Genomic DNA, 25,014 nt, shown 5'->3' with positions numbered 1-25,014 from the left:
CCATGCCAAAACGGACAGACATCAAGTCCATCCTGATCATCGGCGCTGGCCCGATCGTCATCGGACAGGCCTGCGAATTCGACTATTCCGGCGCACAGGCCTGCAAGGCCCTGCGCGAGGAAGGCTATCGCGTCATCCTGATCAACTCGAACCCCGCCACCATCATGACCGATCCCGGTCTGGCGGATGCGACCTATATCGAGCCGATCACCCCGGAATTCGTCGAGCGCATCATCCTCAAGGAAAAGCCCGACGCCGTCCTGCCGACAATGGGTGGCCAGACAGCCCTGAACGCTGCCATGGCGCTCGACAAGTCCGGCTTCCTCAAAAAGCACAATGTGGAACTGATTGGCGCGGACGCAGAGGTCATCGACCGCGCGGAAGACCGCCAGAAATTCCGCGAAGCCATGGACGAGATCGGGATCGAAAGCCCCCGCAGCACCATCGCCCACACGCTTGAAGAAGCCCGCGCGGCCCTGGCCGATGTCGGTCTGCCCGCCATCATCCGCCCGTCCTTCACCATGGGCGGCGCGGGTGGCGGCATCGCCTATAACCGTGAGGAGTTCGACCAGATCGTCACGGGCGGCCTCGATGCTTCCCCTACGACCGAAGTCCTGATCGAAGAATCCGTCCTCGGCTGGAAAGAATACGAGATGGAAGTGGTCCGCGACACCGCGGATAACTGCATCATCATCTGCTCCATCGAGAACATCGACCCGATGGGCGTCCATACCGGTGACTCCATCACCGTTGCCCCCGCCCTGACGCTGACCGACAAGGAATACCAGCGCATGCGGGACGCTTCGATCGCGTGCCTGCGCAAGATCGGCGTCGAGACCGGCGGCTCCAACGTGCAGTTCGGCGTCAACCCGGCCGATGGCCGTCTGGTCGTCATCGAGATGAACCCGCGCGTGTCGCGTTCCTCCGCACTTGCCTCGAAGGCCACCGGCTTCCCGATCGCCAAGATCGCCGCCAAGCTGGCCGTCGGCTACACGCTGGACGAACTCAAGAACGACATCACGAAAACGACCCCGGCCTCCTTCGAGCCAACGATCGACTATGTCGTCGCCAAGATCCCCCGCTTCACCTTCGAGAAGTTCCCCGGCTCCCCGGCGCTGCTCTCGACGTCCATGAAGTCGGTCGGTGAAGCCATGTCGGTTGGCCGGTCCTTCGCCGAAGCCATCCAGAAGGGCCTGCGCTCGATGGAAACGGGCCTCACCGGCCTCGACCCAGTCGAAGCCCCCGGCGACGGTTCGCACAACGCCTATCTCGCCGCCCTGGCCGAGCCGCGCCCCGAGCGCATCCTGATGGCCGCACAGGCCCTGCGCGCCGGGCTGTCGGTCGAGCAGATCAACGAAGCCTGCAAGTTCGAGCCCTGGTTCCTCCGCCAGCTCGAAGATATCGTCGCCTCCGAGCGCGAGATCGAAAAGAGCGGCCTGCCCACGGACGCCTATAACCTGCGCCGTCTCAAGGCCCAGGGCTTCTCGGACGTCCAGCTCGCACGCCTCTCCGGCCAGAGCGTCACAGATGTCGCAGAACTGCGCGAAAAACTGGCTGTCACACCGGTCTATCGCCGCATCGACACCTGTGCCGCCGAATTCGCGTCCGACACGCCCTATCTGTACTCGACCTATGAAGGCGGGTTCGGCACGCCGGAATGCGAAAGCCGCCCGACGAACCGCGACAAGATCATCATTCTCGGTGGCGGCCCGAACCGCATCGGTCAGGGCATCGAGTTCGACTATTGCTGCGTCCACGCCGCCTACGCCCTACGCGAAGCCGGTTTCGAGACGGTCATGGTCAACTGCAACCCCGAGACGGTCTCGACCGACTACGACACCTCGGACCGCCTGTATTTCGAACCCCTGACCGCCGAGGACGTGATCGCCCTGATCCGCACCGAAGCAAAGGGCGGCAAGGTTCTGGGCTGCATCGTGCAGTATGGCGGCCAGACCCCGCTCAAGCTGTCCCGCGCCCTTGAAGACGCCGGCATCCCTCTGCTCGGCACGCCTGCGGACGCGATCGACCGCGCCGAAGACCGTGAGCGCTTCCAGACCATGCTCCGCAAGCTCGGCCTGCGCCAGCCCCGCAACGGCATCGCCCGCAGCCCGGCGGAAGCCGAGAAAATCGCGGAAGAGGTCGGCTACCCGGTCGTCGCCCGCCCGTCCTACGTTCTGGGCGGACGGGCGATGGAAATCGTCTATGACAAACCGGGCCTCAAGCGCTACCTCAACGAAGTCCTGCGCGCCGCCGGTCCGGAAGTCTCGACCGGTCCCGTCCTGCTCGACCACTACCTCAACGACGCCATCGAAGCGGACGTGGACTGCATCTGCGACGGCGAGAACGTCTATGTCGCAGGCGTCATGGAACATATCGAGGAAGCCGGCATCCATTCCGGTGACTCCGCCTGCTCCCTGCCGCCCTATACGCTCTCCCCGGCACTGGTGACGGAACTGCGCTCCCAGACCGAAGCCATGGCCCGTGAACTGGGCATCCGCGGCCTGATGAACGTCCAGTACGCCATCAAGGATCAGGAAGTCTTCGTTCTCGAAGTGAACCCCCGCGCATCCCGGACCGTGCCATTCGTCGCCAAGGCCACCGGCGTTCCGGTTGCCAAGATCGGCGCACGCGTCATGGCGGGCGCGAAACTCACCGAGTTCAAGCTTGATGGTGGTGCGGTCTCTCCGCATGTCGCGGTCAAGGAAGCGGTGTTCCCGTTCCACCGCTTCGCCAATGCCGACACGATCCTCGGCCCGGAAATGCGCTCCACGGGTGAAGTCATGGGGCTGGATTCCAGCTTCGAGCGCGCCTTTGCGAAATCGCAGCTTGCCGCCGGTGTGACGCTGCCGCTTGCGGGCACGGTGTTCCTGTCCGTTCGTGACAGCGACAAGGCGCATGTCCAGCCTCTCGCCCGCAAGCTGGTCGCCATGGGCTTCACGATCCTTGCCACCAGCGGCACGGCGTCCCGTCTGGAAGCCGCCGACATTCCCGTAAAGCGCGTGAACAAGGTGATGCAGGGCCGTCCGAACTGCGTGGACTCCATCCGCTCGGGCGACGTGCAGATGGTCATCAACACCTCACAGGGTGGGCAGGCCGCACAGGACAGCTACGAGATCCGTCGCAGCGCCCTGACGATGGGCATCCCGCATTACACCACGATCGCAGGCGCCCGTGCGGCGACCTATGCGATCGCGGTCCTGAAGGAAGACGATCTGGGCGTCGCCCCGCTCCAGTCTTACTTCAAGGGTGAGTTCTGACCCCTTCCTGACCTTGAAAAACCCCGCCAGAGCAATCTGGCGGGGTTTTTCATTTTCAGTCGCCTGAATATCGAAGAAGATCGCCCGGCTGGCAGTTGAGAACCCGACACAAGGCCTCAAGGGTCGAAAAACGGATCGCCTTTGCTTTGCCTGTCTTGAGAATGGAGAGATTGGCCAGCGTCAGCCCCACTTTCTCCGACAGTTCCGTCAAAGACATACCCCGCGCCTTCAGCAACTCATCCAGATTGACCTGCACCGGCATCAGATGACCTCATCAATTTCGGACTGAAGCTGAACGCCTACCCCGAAAAGCAAAGCAATAAGATAAACCAGTCCCAGACAGAGCAGGGAATCAACAAGATCCGAAAAACAGTTGATCCACAGGAATGGGCCGAATTTTACAGGATCAAGAAGGCTCGAAAATATTCCCCCGAAAAAGCCAATTCCGAAAAAATAAACGATCCTTCTGAAAATAACCCACATGATTTCCGCATTATTTTGAGCAAAAATTTTTTCGGAAATGGAATTATCAACAATCTTAATTGAACCACTTAAAACATTCATCAGTATGTACATGTCGACAACAGCAAGCATGAGACCAAATATCTCGCCTGCATCTTTCCATATCAAATGCGATGCCTTGTCCCAGAAGACGTAGAGCACTGGCGCGAGCAAAAGGCTGCCTACCAACAGCATCAATCCGCTCCAGAAAAGCACCGATGAGATACCGGTGAGAACACGCAGAACCTGACGAATGCGGCACAAACTATCAACTGTCTTCATAATGGCTTCTCCTTATCGAAAAACGATAAGCATACTCACCCCTTACCCAACAAGAATTTTATCGCTTTTCGATAAATAAAAATACGCCATCTTGCAAAAAACTCCCTGAAATCCTATATTGTCAGGCTGTTTATCAAGTTTCAGTCACGCTTTTTCGAGGATTTCAGAGTGCAGAAGATCCCCATGACCGCGAAGGGACAGCAGCGTCTCGAAGACGAACTGCGGACCCTCAAGAGCGTCGACCGTCCGGCCGTCATCCGCGCCATCGCAGAAGCCCGCGAACATGGGGACCTGTCCGAAAACGCTGAATACCACGCCGCCCGTGACCGCCAGTCCTTCATCGAAGGCCGGGTCCTGGAGCTGGAAAGCATCGTCTCCAACGCCGAAGTGATCGACCCTTCGACGCTGACCGGAACGCGCGTCCGTTTCGGCGCGCATATCCAGCTTGTCGATGAAGAAACCGACAAGGAAGCCCTGTACCAGATCGTGGGCGTCCATGAAGCCGACATCAAGCAGGGCCTGATCTCGATTTCCTCACCGCTGGCCAAGGCGCTGATCGGCAAGGATGTCGGTGATACCGTGTCTGTGCCCGCGCCCGGCGGAGACCGGACTTACGAAATCCTCAAGGTCGCATATCGCTGATGTCTGACGTCCTGACGTCCACCACCCCTGTCGTGACCATTGCGGACATCGAAAGCGCCCATGAGCGCATCGCGTCCACCGTGGTTCGCACGCCAACAATTTCTTGCCCTGCCCTGTCCAAACTGACAGGCGCGGACATTACGCTCAAGCTTGAGAACCTTCAGGCGATCGGCTCCTTCAAGGAGCGCGGAGCGGCCAACAAAATGGCCCTCCTGACGCCGGAAGAGCGGGCCCGTGGCGTCATTACCGTCTCGGCAGGCAATCACGCACAGGGTGTGGCCCGTCAGGCCAGTCTTCTCGGCATTGATGCCACCATCGTCATGCCGCGCTTCACGCCCGCTACCAAGGTCGCGGCAACGCAGGCCTGGGGCGCGAACGTGGTGCTCGCAGGTGACGATTTCGCGCAGGCCAGCGAAACAGCCGCCGAGCTTCAGAAGCAGGACGGGCGCGTTCTCGTTCACCCGTTCAATGATCCGGCCGTCATCGCCGGTCAGGGCACGGCCGCGCTCGAGCTTCTGCAGGACGCACCGGATATCGACACAGTCGTCGTGCCGGTCGGTGGCGGTGGACTGATCGGTGGGTTTGCCACCGTCATGGCGACCCTGCGCCCGGATGTTGAAGTGATCGGCGTCCAGGTCGAGGCCTATGCCTCGCTGTCCAGCTATCCGAAGGAAGACGGCCCGACACTGGGTGGATCGACCATTGCGGAAGGCATCGCTGTTACCAGACTCGGTGATCACTGCCTGAGCGCATTCCGCAACAAGATCTCGAAAATCCTTGTCGTGAGCGAACTTCAGGTCGAAAGCGCCGTCACGACACTGGCCGAAAAGGCCAAGCAGGTCTGCGAAGGCGCGGGCGCGACGGGTCTCGCCGCCGTCCTCGCCTATCCGGAGCTGTTCAGAGGTCGCCGCGTCGCCCTGCCGCTTTCGGGCGGGAACATCAACGCGCGCATCCTCGCCAACACGATCCTGCGCTCCCTTCTTCGGGATGGGCGGATCCTGCGGCTGATCTTCCAGATCCCCGACCGGCCGGGCACGCTGGCAGATATCTCCACCCGCATCGGCAATTACGGCGGAAACATCATCGAAGTTTCCCATCACCGCCTGTTCGCCTCTCCGTCCGTTCAGACGGCGGAACTTCTGGTGATGGTGGAAGCCCGCGATACCGAACACGCGCACCAGATCGAAACCGATCTGGCACGGCATTACATCGTCCGGCGGGACTGATCCTCAGATCCCGTCGACGATTACGACGTTATAGGTCGCGGCCTTCCAGCGGTGCTCGGCAGCCTTCTGGTAGGCCGGGCTTTCATACCAGGCGCGGGCCGAGGCCGCGTCCGGAAACTCGATGATCACCACGCCATCAGGCTCTGTGCCTTCGAGTTTTTCCTGCTTGCCGTAGGCAGCAAGGATTTTGGCCGGGAAACCCTTGAAGGTTTCACCAACCACTTCCGAATATTTTTTAAATTCAGTCGGATCAGCCAGTTTGTCACGAATAAACAGGGCATAGGCAGGCATGGAACGCTCTCCTCAGAATGAGCCTCCATACCCGCCACAAAACGCCTGACATTTCAGCACACAAGAGCGTGTGCCCGTGCTTTAGCGCGTGCCGAACAGACGATCGCCCGCGTCTCCGAGGCCCGGAACAATATAGCCATGCTCGTCCAGATGGCTGTCGATCGAACAGGTCACGATCTGCACGTCAGGGTGCAGTTCTGCCATATGGGCAATGCCCTCCGGGACAGCCAGCAGGCAGGCAAAGATCGGGTTTGTCGCCCCGGCAGCCTTCACGCGGGTCAGCGCAGCCGCAGCGGAGTGTCCCGTCGCGAGCATAGGGTCCAAAACGATGCAGGTCCGGCCCGGAACATCACTCGGCATATTGAAATAATATTCGCTGACTTCCAGCGTCTCGTGGTCCCGACGCAGCCCGATATGACCTACGCGCGCGGACGGCACCAGATCCAGCATTCCATCCAGCAGACCGTTGCCAGCCCGCAAGATGGAGACGAAGCAAAGCTTCTTGCCATCCAGTTCTTCACCTTCCATCGGGCCGCTTGGCGCTTCGATATGGCGCGGTGCCAGCGAGAGGTTCCGCGTGGCTTCATAAGCCAGCAGCAGGCTGAGTTCGCGCGTCAGGCGCCGGAAACCGGCCGTGGACGTATTGTGGTCACGCAGACGGGTCAGCTTGTGGCGCACCAGCGGATGGTCGAGAACGATAGGCGGCAGCGCCTGACTCATGCTTTTTCTCCTTCGGCCGGGCGAAAATCGAGCGCCAGCCCATTCATACAATAACGCAGCCCCGTGGGCGGCGGCCCATCAGGGAACACATGCCCCAGGTGCCCCTTGCAGTTCGCACAGTGAACTTCCGTGCGGACCATGCCATAGCGGCTGTCCTGCGTCGTCTCGACGCCCCCTTGGAGGGGCTGGAAGAATGACGGCCAGCCACTGCCGCTGTCATATTTCGCATCCGAGGAGAACAGCGGACGTCCGCAGGCCGCACAGGCATAGGTTCCCGCCCGTTTTTCATCATTGAGCGGGCTGGATCCGGGACGTTCCGTGCCATGTTCGTGAAGGATGCGCCGCTGCTCCGGTGTCAGGCCGACGCCGCAACCACTGCCGTTCTGCCCGGTCGGGCCGCAACTCTGGGTCATGCTGGTTCTCCGGAAACTCTGAGGGACGTCTTCTGGGAATGGATCTTTGGGGATGTATGAAAGCGCGGCCGTATTTTGTCACGCATCTTAAACTGTCAGGACGCAACCCGGCACGATGAAACCCGTTAAGATCCGTACAACATCAAGACGGAAGGATCCGGTCATGAGTTCCATCGAAGACAAGATCAAAGGCGTCGCCAATCAGGTGACGGGCAAGATCAAGGAAGAGGTCGGCCACGTGACGAACGATGAGAAGCTTGAGGCTGAGGGTATCGCCCAGAACCTCAAGGGCAAGGTCCAGAAGGGCGTCGGTGACGCCAAGGATACTGTCAAAAGCGGTATCGACAAGCTCTGAGCCCCACCTGCGATCACAATGCAGCGCCCGCCTTCATGGCGGGCGTTCGCATTTGCGGGGAATGGTGGCATGATGGACGGCAGTTCCCTCCTTCTTTCCCTTCAGGAGACTGTCATGTCTGCATCCTCAACACCCCGTCCCGTCATGCTGGTCATCCTCGACGGCTTCGGCTGGCGTGAGGATGAATCCGACAATGCGGTCCGCCTCGCCCACACTCCGACATTCGACACGCTCTGGGCCACAAGCCCCCACGCGTTTCTGAAAACCTCCGGCGAGGACGTAGGCCTTCCGGACGGGCAGATGGGCAATTCTGAAGTCGGCCATCTGAACATCGGTGCCGGTCGCGTCGTCATGCAGGAGCTCCCCCGCATTTCCCGCAGTGCCCGAGACGGCTCACTGGCTCAGAATCCTGTCCTTCTGGACCATATCGCGGCGCTGAAAGCCTCGGGCGGAACCTGCCACCTCATGGGCCTGATTTCGCCCGGCGGCGTGCATGCCCATCAGGATCATGTCGTTGCACTCGCCAAAATCGTCAGCGCAGCAGGCGTTCCCGTTGCCGTTCATATCTTCAGCGATGGCCGCGACACCGCGCCGCGCTCAGGCGAGCAGTTCATCGGAAAATTCCTCACGGACCTGCCAGACAGTGTAAAAGTCGCCACACTCAGCGGCCGCTACTATGCCATGGACCGCGATCGCCGATGGGAGCGTGTTGACCTGGCCGTCGCGGCCATCCGCGATGCGAAGGGGCCTCACGCCCCGGATGCACTTTCCGCCCTCCAGACCAGTTACGACAGCGACAAGGGCGATGAATTCGTTCTTCCCACCGTTCTGGGCGATTACGCCGGCATGAAGGACGGAGACGGCATCCTGTCCTGCAATTTCCGTGCGGACCGCATCCGCCAGCTTCTGGACGTTCTGGTTCTTCCGGATTTTGCGGAATACGACAGCGGGCGGAAGATAAAGTTCGCGTCCGTCTGCGGCATGTCCCGCTACTCCGACCATCTGGCCCCTTATATGAGCGTTCTCTTCTCCAAGGTGCCGCTCGACGATCTACTGGGAGACGTGGTGGCCAAAGCGGGCAGAACGCAGCTCCGCATGGCTGAGACGGAAAAATATCCGCACGTCACCTACTTCCTCAACGGGGGCCGCGAAGTCCAGTTTGAAGGCGAGGACCGCATTCTTGTCCCCTCTCCCAAGGTCGCGACCTACGATCTTCAGCCCGAAATGTCCGCCCCTGAACTGACGGACAAGGCCGTTGCCGCCATTGAAAGCGGCAAATTTGACATGGTCGTCCTGAACTTCGCCAATCCTGACATGGTCGGTCACACAGGCTCCCTGCCCGCCGCCATCAAGGCCTGCGAAACGGTCGATCAGGGGCTGGGACGCATCAATGACGCCATTGTCAAAGCCGGTGGCGCTCTGCTCGTGACGGCAGATCACGGCAACTGCGAAACCATGCGCGACCCCGTGACGGGTGGCGCCCATACGTCCCACACACTCAATGTCGTGCCGGTCATTCTCGCCCATGCAGACGGCAAGACCATCCATGATGGTCGCCTGGCCGATCTCGCCCCAACCATGCTGGCGCTCATGGGCATCAGCCAGCCTGACGCGATGACGGGTGTCTCCCTGCTTGAAAGCGCCTGATCCACGACATATCCTGCCGCTTGCTCTGATCCTGTCGCCCCACTGGGCGACAGCACATCATGCGCCACACCATCATGTCGCGAAATCAACGCTGACAGCGCCGAGCGCGGAACAAAGTGCGGGGCAGAAAGCCCTCGCCCGCGCACAGGCCGCACGCCGCGCGCTGGAACAGCAACAGGCCGCAGAAGCCGCCGCCCTGCGGGCCAAACAGATCGCGTCGGCACAGGCAGAAGCAAAAGCCCGGCAGGACACGGCCCGGACACTCGCTTACACCGCCCAGACCCATACGGCCCAATCCGCCATGGACAGCACCCAGAGCCGCATCCAGACCCTGCAGGCCAGTATCGCGGAGCTGAAAAACAGACAGGCCGCAGTTCAGGCTGACATCCGCCAGCAGAATACCGCCCTGCAACCCCTGCTCCCCGTCGCCGCCCGCCTGTCCATCGCCCCCGACGCGGCATTGCTGGCCTCCCCCGAAACGGCGTCCGAGAGCGTAACCGCCCTGTCCATTCTCGGCGGGTTTTCCCAGTTGACCCGACAGCGCGCCCGAACCCTTCAGTCCCGCGAAGATGAACTCCGCGCCATCGGCAACGATCTGGAACAGCAACAGAAAGAGCTTTCGGATCTGCTGACACAGCAGACCCATGACCGAAACACCGCCGCCGCCCGGACCCGGGTTGCAGCGCATCAGGAAGCCATCGCAGATCAGGGCGCGCAGAGAGCCCGCAAGGCCGTTGCCGACGCCATGCAGGCCGCAGCGGATCTGTCTGCGGAAATCAGCAGTCTGGTGCAGCAGGAAGCACAGGCCCGTGCCGAACTGGAAAAAGAAGCCGCAGCCCTTGCCCGCCAGCATGAGTTCGAACGCGCCCGCCACGCCCGCTCGCAGGCCCAGTCCCTCTCTTCCGCCGGACAGGGCGTTTCCAGCACCGGCGGTCACGCCCCGGTCCCAGGCCATGTTGCAATCCGATGGGGACAGGCAACGGAAGCCGGACCGGCAACCGGCATCACCTACGCCGCCCTCTCCTCCGCCGCCGTCCAGGCTCCGTGTACCGGCCGAGTCGAATTTGCCGGTCCTTTCCGCTCTTTTGGGCAGATGCTGATCCTCGATTGCGGACGCAACTATCGTTTCGTACTGTCCGGACTGGGGCAGCTGAGCGTTTCGGGTGGCCAAAGCATCAGGAAAGCTGCCACACTCGGCCAGATGCCTGCGGCCGAAGGAATGCTGTTCGTCCAGCTCCGCCACGGCGCACAGGTCGTCAGTCCGGCGCCTTTCCTCTGAGCCGGTTTGCCGAGCGCGTCTGACCTTGTAGGATCGTATCTTAGTAATTTGGCAACCTGAACCGGCCTAGTCTCCCTGCGGAGCACCGTAGGCCAGCAGGTTCCTTCGTGCCCGAGGATGGAGATCACATGAAGTTTCGCAGTGGCCTGTTGCTGGGCACCGCCTTTCTGGCCGGACTGGCTGTTGGACCGGGCGCCCTGCGTCTTGCTGGCTCCGGCGACTTTCCGGGCGCAGCCTTCGCCCGTGAGATTTCCCATGACAACAGCGCGGAAACCGTCCGCCTGCTGACGCTGCTGGGAACGGTGATGGACGTGGTGAAGGCGGAATACGTCCACCCCGTGTCTGACAAGGACCTCATCAACAACGCACTGGATGGAATGGTCGGCAATCTCGACCCCCACTCCTCCTACATGACCGCAGCCCAGTTCCACGACATGCAGACCGAGATTTCGGGCAAGTTTGGCGGTCTGGGTCTTCAGGTTCAGGGTGAATCCGGCCATGTCCGTGTCGTCTCCCCGATCGACGGCACTCCGGCCGCGCGCGCTGGTATCCAGCCAGGCGATTTCATCACGATGGTCGACCACAAGAGCATCGACGATCTGACGCTCGATCAGGCCGTCCGCAAGATGCGCGGCGATCCGGGCACCAAAATCAGCCTGACAGTCGTGCGCCCCAAAACCGGAAAGACCCTGACTTTCGACATGACGCGCGAAATCGTCCATGTCCAGATCGTAAAATCCGCCCTCTATGGCAGCACGGGCTATATCCGTCTGACCGAGTTCGATGACGATCTCGAAGGCGCCATGCATGCCGCGTTCGACAAGCTCAAGGCAGAAGCCGCCAAAACTCCCGGTGGCAAGCTGACCGGAATCATTCTCGACCTGCGCTCCAATCCGGGTGGCAAGCTCGACCAGGCCATCGCAGTCGCGGACGACTTCATCAAGGATGGTGAAATCGTCTCCATTCGCGGTCGCCATGCGGAAAACAACCAACGCTGGGACGCGAAGGGTACGGATATCACCAATGGTTTGCCGATTGTCGTCCTGACGAATGGTGGCTCTGCCTCGGCCAGTGAAATCGTGGCTGGCGCACTGAAGGACCATCACCGCGCCATCATCCTTGGTGAAAAGACTTTCGGAAAAGGTTCGGTCCAAACCCTGATTCCGATTGGCGATCAAGGCGCAGTCCGTCTAACGACAGCCCGCTACTACACGCCGTCCGGCCGTTCCATTCAGGGCCTTGGCATCACACCCGATATCCCTGTATCCGAAACAAAGGATGACGATGCCTATGGCTACCGCGAGGCGGATCTGTCTCACATCCTGACGAACATCGGCGGAAACCGTACGACCGAGACGCCGCGCACCGATATTCCGCCAATTGCGAAATCCATTCCCAAAATGCCGGATGCAAGTTGGCCCGCGTTTGACGCTACAAAGCCTGCGACAGATTTCCAGCTTCAGCAGGCCATCAAGGTCATCAATGCCATGGCAGGCATTTCAAACCCCGCCCCTGCGACCGCACCAGCGACCGAGGTCAAGGCCTCTGCTCCCGCAGTACCCAAGCCGCCCGAAGCACATCACTGACAAGGACATCCCGGATCGTGCAGAACCGTCCCGCCTCCAGCCGTGCAGGGCTCTGGCAACGACTTCCCGTTATCGGACGCCTTCTGATCGCGTTCTGGGCAGTCCTTCTGGCCGGAGGGGCCGGAGCGGCGGCATTCCTGTTCCATCAGCATAAGCCCGTCGTTCTGGCAAAGGTCACGTCCCCAGCCCGACCGGAAGTTCCGCCTGCGCACAGCAGTTCCTCGATCGTCTCCACACCGATGCCAAGAGAGGCGATCCGGCCTGTCAGTGCGCCTGAGACGCAGACGCCAGCGCCTCCCGAAACAGCAGAAGTCATTTCCGCCAAAGCCGTTCCGCCCACAGTCACAGCACCTTCAACCGCAGTGACACAACAGGCACTTCCATCGGTGACGCCCTCTATGCCCACCGATTCAGCAGCCGCCGTAAGGCCGCCGCTGGCGGCTATCCCGGCGGACAAAACCGCCATTGCAATCGTGCTCCAGGGCTTTGGTTATTCTGACGCCCTCACCTACGACGTCCTTGCGCGCATTCCAGCTCCGGTCGCCGTTGGGATTTCGCCGTATGTCAGCAATATCGGCGACATTATCGCCCGAGCCCACGCCAGCCATCGTGAAGTCTATGTCACACTTCCGATGCAGAGCGCACATCCCGAGCGCGTTGATGAAGGCCCGCACGCGCTGGGATATGGCAATTCCGCGGCTGATGACCAGCGTGAACTGGAATGGTGTCTGTCCCGCGCCACAGGCGCAGAAGGGCTGACGGACGCTTCTGAAAACGGAGACGATCAACCGGGCGGCGGTTATGCGACCTCGCCGGATTTTGCTCCGATCGCCAGCGTCATCAGCAGTAAAGGTCTTCTTTATCTGGCAGGCTCCGCACAGGATGGTCGCCACACACGCGGCATGACTGCGACGGCCTGGATTGATGGCGACACGGACGCAGCCACTCTGGACAGCCGTCTTGCCGCGCTGCTGCCCCAGAAGGGAAAGCCCACGAAAATTCTGCTGATGGTTGGTCCTGTCACCCCCGTCATGATCGACCGTCTTGCAAACTGGCTCAAAGGCCCGGCGGCCGCCAGCTTCGTCCTGGTACCTCCCTCAAGTTTCGTCGATAGCGGTATCGGGAACGAGCAGGCCGCCAATTTATCTTCCGACAGCCCGGTTGCCCCTCTATGAGCGATCCCATGACCCTTCCCTACCGCCCGAATGTCGGAATTGCCCTCTTCAACCGGGAAGGCAAGCTGTTCATCGCCTGTCGGACAGATCTTCCGGGCCGGATCTGGCAGTGTCCACAAGGTGGCATCGACGAGGGGGAGACTCCCGAAACAGCCGCCATGCGAGAGATGGGCGAAGAAATCGGAACACAGAACGCGCGTATCCTCGCCCAACGCCAGGAATGGCTATCCTACGACCTGCCCGCTGCCCTGATCGGAAAGGCTTTAGGGGGTCGTTTCCGTGGGCAGACCCAGAAGTGGTTCGTGATGGGATATGAAGGACGCGATTCCGAGATCCGTCTGGACCTTCATGAGCCAGCGGAATTCGACTGCTGGGAATGGGTTGAGCCGGGCGAGGTGCTAGCACGCGATCTTGGCTTCAAAAAAGACCTTTACGCCGCTCTGATCCCGGAACTGACGGCCCTGTTTCAGGCCGCCGCCAAAGACTGGGTCCGCACCAGTCTCGCGTAAAGACCGTCTTTCCGGAGCAGTTCCGCATGCGTCCCCGCTTCGACGACGGCTCCGTGATCCATGACGACGATGAGATCCGCCGCCTGCACCGTTGAGAGGCGGTGTGCCACGATCACAGTCGTACGGCCCGAGCGCAGATTGGCCAAAGCTTTCTGAACCCGCGCTTCGCTCTCGGAATCCAGTGCGCTCGTCGCTTCATCCAGCAGAAGTATCCGCGGGTTGCGCAGGAGTGCACGGGCCAGTGCCACACGCTGACGCTGGCCGCCCGACAGTCGACGTCCGCCCGGCCCCACCCGCGTTTCCAGTCCTGCTGGCAGATTATCGAGAAAATCGACTGCCGCCATGGCGCATGCCTTTTCGACCTCATCCCGCGACGCTGACGGTCGCCCGATCCAGATATTCTCGATCAGAGACATGTCGAACAGGGTTGTGTCCTGGCTGACATAGGCGATGGCATCGCGAAGGGATGACAGCGTCAGATCGCGCAGATCCACGCCTTCCAGTTGAATGCTCCCTTCACTCACATCATGCAGACGCGGGATCAGGGACAGAGCCGTGGATTTTCCGGCCCCGCTGGGACCGACAAGCGCCACGGTTTTTCCGGGCTGCACATCGAAAGTCAGACCTCGCAACGCAACCCGGCCGTCTTCATAACGATAACCGGCCTGCTCAAACACCAAGTGTCCCTTGCCTGCTGGAAGGGGCTTTGCACCCACCCGCTCCATCACAGCAGGGGGTTCGTCAATCACGGCGAAAACACGCGACAATCCGGCCAGCCCTTCCTGAAGAGCCGTGTTGAGCGAGCCCAGCGCGCGGATAGGGCGGGATGCGGTGAGAAGGGCTGCGATGAACGCAGTAAAATCTCCGAGCGTCGCGCCGCCCTGAGCAGCCCGCCAGCCCGCGAACCCCAGCACGGCAGCCACGGCTGCACCACCCAGAACCTCAAGCACCGGATCGACGCGGGCACGGCCTTTGGCAATACGCAAAAATGCGGAATGCAGCAGATCGAGGGAGTGATCGACCCGCGTGCTTTCCCGGTCTTCCATGCGATAGATACGGATCTGCCGGGCCAGAGCGAAACTTTCGTTCAACAGCGCCGAGGTTTCGCCAATCTGCTCCTGCATGCCGCCCGAAGCACGGCGCACTTTTTTGCCCAGCTTCTGGATGGGGACAGCCGCAACCGGATACAGCACGAGTGCGATCAGACTCAGTTCCCAGTCCGTCACGATCATGGAAATCACCAGCCCCACCACCGTCACAGCGTCTCCGAGTGCATTGACCACGCGGATCATCGCCTCGCGGATCGAAATGGCGTCCGTGGTGAAGCGGGCGGCCCATTTGGCAGGCGCGTCTTTTTCAATCGTCGAGACATCCGCCTGGAGCGAATGAGCAAACATGCGGGACTGCAATCCCCGGATCACCGCCAGAACCAGCCCCTGCACGGCAATCGTCTGCCCATACTGAGACGCGGCCTTGAGTCCGGTCACAAGCACGACAAGAGCCGGGACCTGATACAGGATCCGGGAATCATGCGCCGCAAACATGTCCACGGCCCGCTTGATGACGGCGGGATAAAGCGCGGTCAGCGCGGCCATCAGAACGGTCAGAACAACGACGGAAATGATCCGTCCTACATGCTGGCGCATTTCCTCGCGCCAGATGCGTTTCATCAGGACGCGGCTGTCCGTATCAAGGGCTGTGGTTTTCGTCATGTCCGGGGGTGTAGCAAACCTTGCGAAAAGGACGAAACCGCGATCTCACGGATATCCGGCAAGATAGGCCAGACACTGCGTCCGATCCGGCAGACATCCCTGCGTCATCCACCAGTCCCGGCCTTTTTTCAGCCACTGTCCCATTCCCGGCCCCGGCAGGATCCCCTGAGCAAGAGCATCCCTGCCCGATAGCGGGAAATGAGGCTGGGGAAGAGCCTGCAATCCGGAACGAAACCGGTCCCATGTGCTGTCGGGCGTACCCACAAGACGGGCCTGATACAGCCAACTCCGTTCCACAAGCTGATCCAGATCCTGCTCTGCGCGAAGACGCCGCAGATCATCGTCAGACATGCCCGGCGACAAGACTGGTCTGTCTGAGGCCCAGACTTCAATTCTTGCCGCATCTGCATTGGAAAGTTTCAGCCGCCCAGGCAGCTCCCGACTGTTCTCATGGCAAAGAGCAAATAACCTGAGCAGGGGATTTGCCGGAGCATCGCAGTTCAGCATACGATTCAAAGCGGCCAGATCCGGGTCAGGCAGAATAACCTGCAACAGCCCGACCGCCGCCATTGCTGTGATCGTTTCGGCAACGCGTGGACCCGACAGAATTCTCAAAAGTTCGGACGCGACCCGTTCGGCAGAGAGCGTCTCAATCAGCTTCAGATGTTCCGAAACGGCTTTACAGGCCGCCGGATCAGGGATGCCGTTTCCATAACGCGCGTCGAACCGGAAGAAACGCAATGCCCGCAGGGCGTCTTCCGCAATCCGGCACGGTGCGTCCCCGACGAAGCGGACCTGACGCTTTCTCAGATCCTCCTGCCCCCCGAAATAATCATGGAGCCGGTCATGACGGTCCAGCGACATGGCATTGATCGTAAAATCACGCCGGGCTGCGTCTTCCGCCCAGTCCTGCGTCCAGACCACAACCGCGTGACGCCCATCCGTTTCCGCGTCACGACGCAGCGTCGTAATCTCGTACGGAACTCCATCCAGCACCGCCGTCACCGTTCCATGAGACAGACCGGTCGGGATCACCCGGATTCCCGCATCTTCCAGTCGGCGCTGGACCTCTTCGGGAGGCTCCGGAGTCGCAAGGTCCAGATCATGGACAGGAACGTCTGCGAGCAGATCGCGGACGGAACCGCCGACAAGACGGGCCGCAGGCAGGACGCCCCAGATCCGATCCAGACCCTTCCTGTCCGGCAGACGGTCCAGCAGGCCGGTGCGCTGCGTCATGCAGGGCGTGAAAGCGGGAAAAAGCAGTCCTGGCTCCAGACACCGAGACAGGGTTTTCCCTTCACATGTCCAGGAACAGCAAGAGCTGCGAGTTCATAATGGACAGGGCGCGTCACCCGCGCCTGAATGGGAAAGGCGCCTTCGCCATCCCGGACATGGACGTAAGGCACGCCCGCACACTCTTCCGAAGGCCGATCCCAGTCACACGATAGCGGATGTTCGGGGCCGATACAGATCAGTTCGTCCATATTGGTGCGGAAACACAGATTCTGCTGCCGGCCGCAGGTGCCGCGGAAATCCAGTTCGACCGCCAGAAAGGGGGCATCCTCGACCTGGATGATCCCCTGCTCCATTGGGGTTTTCAGCCAGTAGATGCCTTCGGGGTCCCGCGTCAGCATGGACGAGAACATGCACAGCATGGCTTTGCGCTTTACCGCGGAGCCCCGATACAGCCATGTGCCGTCGCGCTGGATCAGAAAGGGCAGCTTTCGAGGGCCCGTGGAAGAGCAGCCGGAAAAGGGAGACGGTGCCACCAGCGGATCTGGAGCCGCGAAGACGTCAGGCCGGGCCGCCTGCCGGAACTGATGATCGCTCAATTTTCCCTCCAACTGCATAAAAACTCTCTTCTCACACCAACTTGGGTGCAATCGAGCCTTGATGAAACCCCCACACCTGTCAGACTGGCGTTATGAGCGAGCAGCAATATTCTTCCGGCGTCTCCGCCGGCACCCTGCGGGGCGAGGCGGACGTGGCTGAAGCCGATCGTCTGGCTCCGGTTCTCCATCATGTCCGTCAGGCCATCGGCAGCATTGTTCTGGGCCAGGACAGCGTCATCGAACAGGTTCTTGTCACGATCCTGTCCGGTGGTCACGCACTTCTGATGGGCGCGCCCGGTCTGGGCAAGACCCTCCTGGTCAACACGGCGTCACAGGTTCTGGGTCTGGAGGCAACGCGCATCCAGTTCACGCCCGACCTGATGCCGTCGGACATCACAGGGGCGGAAATTCTCGATCAGGATGCTGACGGACGACGCGCCTTCCGCTTCCTGCCCGGCCCGATCTTTGGCCAGCTTGTGCTTGCCGACGAAATCAACCGCGCCAGCCCCCGCACCCAGTCCGCCCTGTTGCAGGCCATGGCGGAACGTCGGGTCACGCAGGGGGGAAAGGACTATGCCCTGCCGCGCCCCTTCCATGTTCTCGCGACCCAGAATCCGATCGAGCAGGAAGGCACCTACCCCCTGCCCGAAGCCCAGCTCGACCGCTTCATGCTCCAGATCAGCCTCGGCTTTCCGAACCGGGACGCGGAACGGCAGATGCTGCTTCAGACGACAGGCGCCACGACGCCGACTGTCTCGGCTCTGATGAATGCCGAAAGTCTGCTCGCCGCCCAGAACCTTGTCCGGCGTCTGCCGGTCGGCGATCAGATCGTGGATGCCATCCTGAGCCTGACGCGTTCGCTGCGTCCGGAAGATCCATCCGCCTCGCCGGACGTGCGGGAGGCCGTGTCTTACGGCCCCGGTCCGCGTGCGGCCCAGGCGCTGATGATCGCCACCCGTGCCCGTGCCCTGCTGGATGGCCGTCTGGCACCGAGCCTTGATGACGTCGTGGCCCTTGCAAGCCCGGTCCTGTCCCATCGTATCGGGCTGGGCTTTGGCGCCCGTGCCGCCGGGACGGACAGCGAAGCCCTGATCCGCAAGCAGGCTCAGGCTCTCCTCTGATCGCCGTGAGAAGTCCGTCCGATACCCTGCGCAGTCTGTTTCGCCGCAACCGGGGTGCCAGTTCCGGCGCACCGACCGCGCAGGCGGAAAGCCTGCCCCTGCCCGCGCTCGTTCTTGAAGCCGAAAAGATTGCCGCAAGCCTGCAAAGCGGCGTTCACGGCCGCAGACGTTCGGGGCCGGGCGAGGATTTCTGGCAGTTCCGGCCCTATCATGCCGGCGAGCCAGCAACGTCCATCGACTGGCGTCAGTCTGCCCGCTCGCCGGTCGAAGACACGTTCTGGGTCCGGGAACGCGAGCGCGAGAACGCCCAGTCACTGATGCTGTGGTGTGACCCCTCGCCCTCCATGCAGTGGCGGTCTTCCGATACCCTACCGACCAAGGCGGAGCGCGCGCAGCTTTGCACGCTGGCGCTGGCGTCCGCGTCCCTGCGCGGCGGCGAACGCGCAGGTCTGCTGACCGGAATCGAGGCCGGACGCGCCCTCGCCGGACGTCAGGTTCTCCCGCGACTGGCGGCATCCCTTCTGCGTCAGGACGCGGATGAGCCCGAATTTCCTCGCATGTCTCTGGTTCCTCCACGGTCCGATCTGGTGGTGATCAGCGATTTTCTGTGGGACGAAGACCGGATCGACACGTTTCTCAAAACCTGCGCCAGCCGTCCCGTGCGGACCCATCTCCTCTGTATTCTCGACCCGGCGGAACGGGCGCTGAAACGTGCAGGACGAATCCGGTTCGAAGGTCTTGAAGGGGGCATTCTGACCCTTCCCGCCATGGAAAGCCTCGGTCCGGCCTATGAGCAGGCGATGAACGCGCATCTCGCGGCCCTCAAACAGAGTGCGGCGTCGCTCCATGCCGACTGCATCGTGCATGACACGTCGCAGAACCCGCTTCCGGCTCTACTGGCGTTGCACATGGCGCTCGGAGGCGGCCGATGATCCTTCTTGCTCCGTTCCTGCTGCTTGGTCTGCTCACACTGCCTGCGCTGTGGTGGCTGGTGCGCGCGACGCCGCCCGCTCCGCAGGAACAGTCCTTTCCGTCCCTGCTCATCCTGAACCGGCTGACGGCACGGCGGGAAGACGCCGCCCGTTCCCCGCTCTGGCTTCTGATTCTGCGCATGGTGGCGGTGGCCCTCGTCATTTTCGGGCTGGCGCGCCCTGTCCTGACGCCGCATCAGACCGAAACCGGCAATGGACCGCTGACCCTCATTCTCGATGATGGCTGGGCCGCCATTACGCACTGGACCGACCGCATTTCCGCAGCACTCGCGCTGGGCGAAACCGCGATCCGCAACGGGCAGGACGTCACGTTCCTGCATGCTGCGCGTGCGCCCGATGGCGCGATGCCCGAAGCGTTCACAACGCATGACCCCCACGCCCTGTCCGAACATCTCTCGCGCCTGCGTCCGCAGCCCTGGCCGACGGACCGTCAGGCTCTGGCTGCCCTGCTCGGGGGCCGGGATCTGTCGGGCCAGCGCGTGATGGTTCTATCGGACGGTCTGGCCGCGAAGGGAGACGACGCGCTGCGGGGCGCGCTCGCAAAGGCGCGGTCCGTTCAGGACATGCGCTGGAACGGCTGTGACATCCTGCGCCTTGACGCCGCGACAGGTCAGGACGGCGCGCTTCATGCGAGAGTCGACACGCTGCCCTGCCCGACCCGGACCGTGACGCTGCATGCTGTCAACGCCAATGGCGGCACGCTTGCGGCCTATCCCCTCACGACGGGGAAAGACCAGACGCTCTCCCTCCCGGCCCTGCTGCGGAACCAGCTCGATCGTCTGACACTTGAAGGCGCGACCGGCCCTGCCGCTGTGCATCTGATGGGACAGGCCGATCACCGCCGCCCGGTCGGTATTCTCCAGACGCCCGGCGACGCCACACCTCTTGTCGGATCGGCGTTCTTCCTCAATCGCGCCCTGCAACCCATTGCGGACCTGCATAGCGGCGACGCCACGGCCCTGCTGGGCGCACCACTGTCGGTTCTGATCGCAACGGATGGGGCGCTTTCGGGTGAGCAGACGCGCCATCGCGTTCTGGACTGGGTGCGGCATGGCGGAATGCTCGTCCGCTTCGCAGGCCCGGGTCTCGCCGCCGATCAGACAGCCACGTCCGACGCGACCTCCGATGCGCTCCTTCCCGTCCATCTCATGAGCGGGATGCGTCAGCTGGGCGGCCCGATGTCGTGGGGGAAACCCCAGACGCTGGCGCCCTTCCCCGAAACTTCGCCGTTTTCGGACCTGACGATTCCGCCCGATGTCACCGTCTCGCGACAGGTTCTGGCCAAGCCCGAGACCGGATTGACGGATCATGTCTGGGCGGCCCTGAGCGACGGCACCCCGCTCGTGACCGCGCGCGCCGAAGGCAATGGCGAGATCGTGCTGTTCCATGTCACGCCCTCGCCCGACTGGTCCAATGTGCCGCTTTCCGGGCTGTTTCCCGACATGCTGGAGCGTCTGATCGAACGCTCCGCAGGCGTGGCGGGCGGCGGTCCGGCAGAACTGGCGCCCTGGCGTATTGTCGGGAGCGATGGCGGGCTCGTCATGCCGCCACAGGCTGCGCGCTCCATCCGCGCTGCGGATCTGGCGCATACGGATGTTTCCGTCACGCATCCTGCCGGGCTTTATGGTCCGGCCCGTGGAACACGCGCGCTCAATCTCGGTGACGCTGCTTCCCCGATGATGGAGGAGCCTTTGCTCGGGACGCGGATTTTGCCTGATGGTGCGCATGCGGATCGGCCGATCGGCCCCGCGCTGATGGCGGCGGGTCTGCTGCTGCTGCTGCTGGATCTGCTCCTGTCCCTGCGGCGGCGCGGTCTGCTCGGCGCTCTGGCGGTTGCTGGTCTGCTGCTTCTGCCGATCGCCCACGCCCACGCCCAGACGCAGAATCAGACGCCAGTGCAGACAACCGCTCCCCTTCCGGGAGCCGTGCCGCAGGCTGCGCTCGAAACGCGGCTGGGCTATGTCCTCACGGGGCATGACGATATCGACGCCGTCTCCCGCGAAGGGCTTCAGGGCCTTTCCGATTATACGACAGCCCGCAGCTCCGCCACGCTCGGTCATCCCGACGGCGTCGTTCCCGGCAAGGACGATCTGGCGTTCTATCCGCTCCTGTACTGGCCGATCACACCGGATATGCAGCCCGATCCCGAACGCACGAAAGCGCTCAATACCTTCATGGAACACGGCGGGATCCTGCTGATCGACGAACAGGGCGCTGGTACCGACACCGATTCCGGCACCAGCGGCGCCGCCCGGGCCGCGCTGCAGCGCGTGACCGATGGTCTAGTCGTGCCACCACTCGCGAAACTGACGGACAAGCACGTTCTGGCCCACACCTTCTATCTGCTGCACAGCGGCTTTCCCGGTCGCGTTGCCGGACAGCCGGTTTATGTCGCGCGCAACGGGGACGAGGCGAATGATGACGTCAGCCCCGTCATCATCGGCAACGGCGACTGGGCCCATGCCTGGGCCGTGGACGGGTCGGGCAACCATCCCTTCGCCGTCATTCCCGGGGGCGAAGACCAGCGCACGCAGGCCTATCGCTTCGGCGTGAACATGGTGCTCTACGCCCTGACCGGAAACTACAAGAACGATCAGGCCCAGTATCCTGAAATGCTCCGCCGCCTCGGCAGCCCGGATGCAGCACCCGCCACAACCAGTCCCGACACCGCCGACGAGGAGGACGCACCATGATGTTCGATCTTTCTCCGATGCTGCCCGTCTGGCTGCTGGCGACGCTGGCCGCACTCAGTATTGCAAGCGCGCTTTACGGTGCCCTGCGTGGCGCGCGCGGAATGCTCTGGCGGGCGCTGGCCGTTCTGGCCCTGCTGGGATGGCTGTCCGGGCCGCGCGCACTTCATCCGGTGCTTCGTCCGGTGCCGCAGGATGCGCTGCTGGTTGTGGATCGTTCGGCCTCGATGCAGGTCGGCCCCCGCACGGCCATCGCGGATCAGACCGCACGGCAGATCATGCAGGACGCGGCGCGTCTTCCGGGCCTGACGCTCCATCGCGTCGATGTTCCGGGTGGCACGGGCCACGGCACCCGTCTGTTCGAGGCGCTGGATCATGCCGATCTGCCGCAGGGCAGGTTTGCAGGTGCCATCGTCATAACGGACGGCATGGATCATGACGTTCCGGCCCATCTTCCGGCGCGCTTTCAGGGACCGGACGGACAGAAACTTCCGCTGCATCTTCTGCTGACGGCGCGGGGCGAGGAACAGGACCGTCGCCTGCGCATCCTGAGCACGCCGCCCTATGCCATCGTCGGACAGAACGCCACGATCCGCGTTCAGGTCGACGATCTGGGTGCTCCGGGTGCGGCCGACGCGGTTCTTACGATCCGCTCGGGCGATGCCCCGCCGCAGACCCGCCCGATCCGGACCGGCACACCCGAGGACATCACCGTTCCCGTGCAGCATCCCGGCGAAACGCTTGTCGGCCTGTCCGTCTCTCCGCTGGCTGGTGAGGCCTCCACCGAAAATAACAGCGAAGTCGTCCGCATCCGGGGCGTGCGCGACCGGCTGCGGGTGCTGCTGGTTTCGGGTGTACCCAATCAGGGCGAGCGCGTCTGGCGGCGGCTTCTGAAAGCCGATCCTTCCGTCGATCTCGTCCACTTCACCATTCTGCGCTCCCCCAACACCGATGACGGCACCCCGCTGTCCGATCTGGCGCTGATTCCGTTTCCCATCCGCGAATTGTTTCAGGAAAAGATCCGCAGTTTCGACCTCATCATTCTGGACGGCTTTCGCAACAGCAACATCCTGCCGGACGAATATCTGACCAATATCGCCGATTATGTCCGCAACGGCGGCGGCCTGCTGGTAACGGCAGGGCCTGAATTCACGCAGGACGGCACACTTCAGGATACCAGCCTCGCACAGATTCTTCCGGCCCATGTCGGGACGGACGGGGTCGTTACGCGGGCTTTCCGTCCCTCCCTGACCGATCTGGGTAAAACCCATCCCGTCACGGCTGGCCTGACGGAAGACTGGGGCCCCTGGTATCGTGCTCTCCGGCCGGAACAGTCCCATGGCGAAGACCTGATGCATGGCCCGGATGGCGCGCCACTTCTGCTTCTGGACCGGGTGGATCGTGGACGCGTCGCCATACTCATGTCGGACCAGCTCTGGCTGTGGTCTCGCGGCGAAGGCGGCGGCGGCCCGCAGGCCGAGCTTCTGCGGCGCCTGTCACACTGGCTCATGAAAGAGCCGGACCTTGAGGAAAACCGCCTCACCGCCCGGATCGAAAACGGTCAGCTCAACGTCGAGCGCCACGCTGCGGGACAGGCTGTTTCGCCTGAGGCTTTCGTCACGGCGCCGGACGGAAAACGCATGCCCGTTACCCTGAAACAGACGGATGGCGTCTGGCACGCCACGCTCGCCGCCACGATGCCCGGAATCTGGAGCGTCCGGCAGGATGGTCTGGTCGCTTTCGCCAGTCCCGTCTCCCATGACCCGATCGAACGGCAGGACCTGCGCGCCACCGCGACTGTCATGGGCGCCAGCGCTCAGGCATCGGGGGGAGCCGTGGCGTGGGTTGCGGATCATACGCCCCATCTGAAACAAGTTCCCATCGGCTCGACCATAAGCGGCTCGGACTGGATGGGCCTGCCCGTCACCACGGCCGCCGTCGCAGGTGAGACGCGTACGACGGACCTCGTTCCCGCATGGGCGGCCCTGTTCGCGGCCCTGATTTTCCTCGCAATCGGCTGGTGGCGGGAAGGTCATTGAAAAAATGTCACAATCCGGCACCTCCGAGAGGCATCTGCAGACTCGCGCAGGACGAACGATCACAGTATATTGGTTTTATGCGACTGCTCCCCACCCTGCCCCGCCTGCTGCTCGTTGCCGCTCTGGCAATGACGCCGACGATTCTCGTACCCTGGCACCACGCCCAGGCTCAGGATGCCGACGACGCCGAGGCTGAACAGGAAGCCGAGGCCAATCAGAAGAAAGCCGAAGCCCGCAAGGCCGCCCAGCGCGCCGCGCCGCCTTCCGCCCTTCCGGGAGCAGAAGCCTCCGACGACGACGCCGGTCATGCCCGCGCCGATGTGAACCCGACCACAGCCCTGTTCGATGCGATCAACCGCGGCTCCCTCAACGCAGCGAAAGAAGCGCTCAACCGTGGCGCCGACATGGGCGGGCACAATGTTCTGGACCAGACACCGCTGGACATGGCCATCGACCTGAACCGCAAGGACATCATGTTCCTGCTGCTGTCGATGCGCACCTATAATCCGGACGGAAAGATCGAAAACAGTGTTTCCGATCAGGGCGTTGAAATGAAAAACGGCAGCGGCCATCTGACGATTGGTGGAAAGTCTGTCACGCCGAGACATTCTGCTGTCGCAGCATCCCCGCATTTTGACGCAAGTGGCGGAAAAGCGGATCCTTCAATCGGCTTCCTCGGCTTCGCAGGTCACTAGTCTCATCTGATCCAGAGACGAAAAAAGCCGGAGAGTAACTCTCCGGCTTT

Annotated in this window: 22 protein-coding genes; 14 read left to right on the top strand and 8 right to left on the bottom strand. The window is 62.3% G+C overall.

Annotated elements, in window-relative coordinates:
- Positions 1 to 2: 2 nt before the first annotated feature.
- Positions 3 to 3,257: a carbamoyl-phosphate synthase large subunit gene (gene carB / locus GAL01_RS04655; RefSeq protein WP_062033216.1), complete on the top strand. Its 3,255-nt coding sequence runs from the start codon at positions 3 to 5 to the stop codon at positions 3,255 to 3,257.
- A gap of 55 nt (positions 3,258 to 3,312) precedes the next feature.
- On the opposite strand, the gene GAL01_RS04650 is transcribed toward carB, so the two are convergent.
- Positions 3,313 to 3,519: a helix-turn-helix domain-containing protein gene (locus GAL01_RS04650; protein WP_062033219.1), complete on the bottom strand. Its 207-nt coding sequence runs from the start codon at positions 3,517 to 3,519 to the stop codon at positions 3,313 to 3,315.
- Positions 3,519 to 4,040: a hypothetical protein gene (locus tag GAL01_RS04645; RefSeq protein WP_062033222.1), complete on the bottom strand. Its 522-nt coding sequence runs from the start codon at positions 4,038 to 4,040 to the stop codon at positions 3,519 to 3,521. The genes GAL01_RS04650 and GAL01_RS04645 overlap by 1 nt, the downstream gene beginning before the upstream one ends.
- Before the next feature lie 168 nt (positions 4,041 to 4,208).
- On the opposite strand from GAL01_RS04645, the gene greA reads away from it, so the two are divergent.
- Both greA and GAL01_RS04635 read left to right on the top strand, forming a co-directional pair.
- Entirely contained in the window at positions 4,209 to 4,682 is a 474-nt protein-coding gene (gene greA, locus GAL01_RS04640) for a transcription elongation factor GreA (RefSeq protein WP_062033225.1), read from the top strand.
- Positions 4,682 to 5,908, top strand: a complete 1,227-nt coding sequence (locus GAL01_RS04635; protein WP_062033229.1) for a threonine ammonia-lyase — start codon at positions 4,682 to 4,684, stop codon at positions 5,906 to 5,908. The genes greA and GAL01_RS04635 overlap by 1 nt, the downstream gene beginning before the upstream one ends.
- Positions 5,909 to 5,911: 3 nt before the next feature.
- Here GAL01_RS04635 and GAL01_RS04630 read toward each other — a convergent pair whose 3' ends face one another.
- The 3 genes from GAL01_RS04630 to msrB all read right to left on the bottom strand — a co-directional run bounded on the left by GAL01_RS04630 (position 5,912) and on the right by msrB (position 7,332).
- Positions 5,912 to 6,199 carry a DUF1330 domain-containing protein gene (locus GAL01_RS04630; RefSeq protein ID WP_062033232.1) on the bottom strand — a complete coding sequence of 96 codons (288 nt, stop codon included), beginning with the start codon at positions 6,197 to 6,199 and terminating at the stop codon, positions 5,912 to 5,914.
- Between the two features lie 81 nt (positions 6,200 to 6,280).
- Positions 6,281 to 6,919: a uracil phosphoribosyltransferase gene (gene upp, locus GAL01_RS04625; protein WP_011251913.1), complete on the bottom strand. Its 639-nt coding sequence runs from the start codon at positions 6,917 to 6,919 to the stop codon at positions 6,281 to 6,283.
- Positions 6,916 to 7,332, bottom strand: coding sequence for a peptide-methionine (R)-S-oxide reductase MsrB (gene msrB, locus GAL01_RS04620; RefSeq protein WP_062033235.1), 417 nt, complete (start codon positions 7,330 to 7,332; stop codon positions 6,916 to 6,918). The genes upp and msrB overlap by 4 nt, the downstream gene beginning before the upstream one ends.
- 163 nt (positions 7,333 to 7,495) lie before the next feature.
- Between msrB and GAL01_RS04615 the strand changes: the two genes are divergently transcribed.
- The 6 genes from GAL01_RS04615 (at position 7,496) to GAL01_RS04590 (ending at position 13,883) form a co-directional block, all read left to right on the top strand.
- Entirely contained in the window at positions 7,496 to 7,687 is a 192-nt protein-coding gene (locus GAL01_RS04615; protein ID WP_062033238.1) for a CsbD family protein, read from the top strand.
- Between the two features lie 114 nt (positions 7,688 to 7,801).
- The gene (gpmI, locus tag GAL01_RS04610; protein ID WP_062033304.1) at positions 7,802 to 9,334 is read left to right on the top strand and encodes a 2,3-bisphosphoglycerate-independent phosphoglycerate mutase; all 1,533 of its coding nucleotides are present in this window, start codon (positions 7,802 to 7,804) and stop codon (positions 9,332 to 9,334) included.
- Entirely contained in the window at positions 9,321 to 10,613 is a 1,293-nt protein-coding gene (locus GAL01_RS04605) for a murein hydrolase activator EnvC family protein (RefSeq protein WP_062033240.1), read from the top strand. The genes gpmI and GAL01_RS04605 overlap by 14 nt, the downstream gene beginning before the upstream one ends.
- A gap of 128 nt (positions 10,614 to 10,741) precedes the next feature.
- Positions 10,742 to 12,199: a S41 family peptidase gene (locus tag GAL01_RS04600; protein ID WP_062033242.1), complete on the top strand. Its 1,458-nt coding sequence runs from the start codon at positions 10,742 to 10,744 to the stop codon at positions 12,197 to 12,199.
- A 17-nt stretch (positions 12,200 to 12,216) separates the two neighbouring features.
- A complete protein-coding gene (locus GAL01_RS04595; protein WP_062033244.1) occupies positions 12,217 to 13,374 on the top strand; it encodes a divergent polysaccharide deacetylase family protein in 1,158 nt (385 codons plus the stop codon).
- The gene (locus GAL01_RS04590) at positions 13,371 to 13,883 is read left to right on the top strand and encodes an RNA pyrophosphohydrolase (RefSeq protein WP_062033246.1); all 513 of its coding nucleotides are present in this window, start codon (positions 13,371 to 13,373) and stop codon (positions 13,881 to 13,883) included. Before GAL01_RS04595 ends, GAL01_RS04590 begins: the two co-directional genes overlap by 4 nt.
- Here GAL01_RS04590 and GAL01_RS04585 read toward each other — a convergent pair.
- Genes GAL01_RS04585 through GAL01_RS04575 form a run of 3 tightly spaced genes read right to left on the bottom strand, consistent with a single transcriptional unit; the run spans position 13,841 to position 17,367 of the window.
- Entirely contained in the window at positions 13,841 to 15,595 is a 1,755-nt protein-coding gene (locus GAL01_RS04585) for an ABC transporter ATP-binding protein (protein WP_062033249.1), read from the bottom strand. The genes GAL01_RS04590 and GAL01_RS04585 overlap by 43 nt on opposite strands.
- Before the next feature lie 45 nt (positions 15,596 to 15,640).
- A complete protein-coding gene (locus GAL01_RS04580) occupies positions 15,641 to 16,831 on the bottom strand; it encodes a CCA tRNA nucleotidyltransferase (protein ID WP_062033252.1) in 1,191 nt (396 codons plus the stop codon).
- A complete protein-coding gene (locus GAL01_RS04575; protein ID WP_231865434.1) occupies positions 16,828 to 17,367 on the bottom strand; it encodes a DUF1285 domain-containing protein in 540 nt (179 codons plus the stop codon). The genes GAL01_RS04580 and GAL01_RS04575 overlap by 4 nt, the downstream gene beginning before the upstream one ends.
- A 152-nt stretch (positions 17,368 to 17,519) precedes the next feature.
- Between GAL01_RS04575 and GAL01_RS04570 the strand changes: the two genes are divergently transcribed.
- The 5 genes from GAL01_RS04570 to GAL01_RS04550 all read left to right on the top strand — a co-directional run bounded on the left by GAL01_RS04570 (position 17,520) and on the right by GAL01_RS04550 (position 24,964).
- Positions 17,520 to 18,548: an AAA family ATPase gene (locus tag GAL01_RS04570; RefSeq protein WP_062033256.1), complete on the top strand. Its 1,029-nt coding sequence runs from the start codon at positions 17,520 to 17,522 to the stop codon at positions 18,546 to 18,548.
- Between the two features lie 5 nt (positions 18,549 to 18,553).
- Positions 18,554 to 19,480, top strand: coding sequence for a DUF58 domain-containing protein (locus GAL01_RS04565; protein ID WP_062033260.1), 927 nt, complete (start codon positions 18,554 to 18,556; stop codon positions 19,478 to 19,480).
- Complete coding sequence (locus GAL01_RS04560) at positions 19,477 to 22,233, top strand: DUF4159 domain-containing protein (RefSeq protein WP_062033263.1); 2,757 nt, start codon at positions 19,477 to 19,479, stop codon at positions 22,231 to 22,233. Before GAL01_RS04565 ends, GAL01_RS04560 begins: the two co-directional genes overlap by 4 nt.
- Positions 22,230 to 24,269, top strand: a complete 2,040-nt coding sequence (locus GAL01_RS04555; protein WP_062033267.1) for a glutamine amidotransferase — start codon at positions 22,230 to 22,232, stop codon at positions 24,267 to 24,269. The genes GAL01_RS04560 and GAL01_RS04555 overlap by 4 nt, the downstream gene beginning before the upstream one ends.
- Positions 24,270 to 24,346: 77 nt before the next feature.
- A complete protein-coding gene (locus GAL01_RS04550; protein ID WP_062033270.1) occupies positions 24,347 to 24,964 on the top strand; it encodes an ankyrin repeat domain-containing protein in 618 nt (205 codons plus the stop codon).
- The last annotated feature ends 50 nt before the right edge of the window (positions 24,965 to 25,014 follow it).

This window comes from Gluconobacter albidus (assembly GCF_002723915.1).
GTDB classification, from domain to species: Bacteria; Pseudomonadota; Alphaproteobacteria; order Acetobacterales; family Acetobacteraceae; genus Gluconobacter; species Gluconobacter albidus.
This window is presented reverse-complemented; position numbering and strand designations above follow the sequence as displayed.

What these genes read in the sequence shown, in the direction of transcription:
- carB (WP_062033216.1), top strand. Translation starts at nt 3, where the DNA reads ATGCCAAAACGGACAGACATCAAGTCCATCCTGATCATCGGCGCTGGC.
- GAL01_RS04650 (WP_062033219.1), bottom strand. Translation starts at nt 3,519, where the DNA reads ATGCCGGTGCAGGTCAATCTGGATGAGTTGCTGAAGGCGCGGGGTATG.
- GAL01_RS04645 (WP_062033222.1), bottom strand. Translation starts at nt 4,040, where the DNA reads ATGAAGACAGTTGATAGTTTGTGCCGCATTCGTCAGGTTCTGCGTGTT.
- GAL01_RS04635 (WP_062033229.1), top strand. Translation starts at nt 4,682, where the DNA reads ATGTCTGACGTCCTGACGTCCACCACCCCTGTCGTGACCATTGCGGAC.
- GAL01_RS04630 (WP_062033232.1), bottom strand. Translation starts at nt 6,199, where the DNA reads ATGCCTGCCTATGCCCTGTTTATTCGTGACAAACTGGCTGATCCGACT.
- upp (WP_011251913.1), bottom strand. Translation starts at nt 6,919, where the DNA reads ATGAGTCAGGCGCTGCCGCCTATCGTTCTCGACCATCCGCTGGTGCGC.
- msrB (WP_062033235.1), bottom strand. Translation starts at nt 7,332, where the DNA reads ATGACCCAGAGTTGCGGCCCGACCGGGCAGAACGGCAGTGGTTGCGGC.
- GAL01_RS04615 (WP_062033238.1), top strand. Translation starts at nt 7,496, where the DNA reads ATGAGTTCCATCGAAGACAAGATCAAAGGCGTCGCCAATCAGGTGACG.
- gpmI (WP_062033304.1), top strand. Translation starts at nt 7,802, where the DNA reads ATGTCTGCATCCTCAACACCCCGTCCCGTCATGCTGGTCATCCTCGAC.
- GAL01_RS04600 (WP_062033242.1), top strand. Translation starts at nt 10,742, where the DNA reads ATGAAGTTTCGCAGTGGCCTGTTGCTGGGCACCGCCTTTCTGGCCGGA.
- GAL01_RS04590 (WP_062033246.1), top strand. Translation starts at nt 13,371, where the DNA reads ATGAGCGATCCCATGACCCTTCCCTACCGCCCGAATGTCGGAATTGCC.
- GAL01_RS04585 (WP_062033249.1), bottom strand. Translation starts at nt 15,595, where the DNA reads ATGACGAAAACCACAGCCCTTGATACGGACAGCCGCGTCCTGATGAAA.
- GAL01_RS04580 (WP_062033252.1), bottom strand. Translation starts at nt 16,831, where the DNA reads ATGACGCAGCGCACCGGCCTGCTGGACCGTCTGCCGGACAGGAAGGGT.
- GAL01_RS04570 (WP_062033256.1), top strand. Translation starts at nt 17,520, where the DNA reads ATGAGCGAGCAGCAATATTCTTCCGGCGTCTCCGCCGGCACCCTGCGG.
- GAL01_RS04560 (WP_062033263.1), top strand. Translation starts at nt 19,477, where the DNA reads ATGATCCTTCTTGCTCCGTTCCTGCTGCTTGGTCTGCTCACACTGCCT.
- GAL01_RS04555 (WP_062033267.1), top strand. Translation starts at nt 22,230, where the DNA reads ATGATGTTCGATCTTTCTCCGATGCTGCCCGTCTGGCTGCTGGCGACG.
- GAL01_RS04550 (WP_062033270.1), top strand. Translation starts at nt 24,347, where the DNA reads ATGCGACTGCTCCCCACCCTGCCCCGCCTGCTGCTCGTTGCCGCTCTG.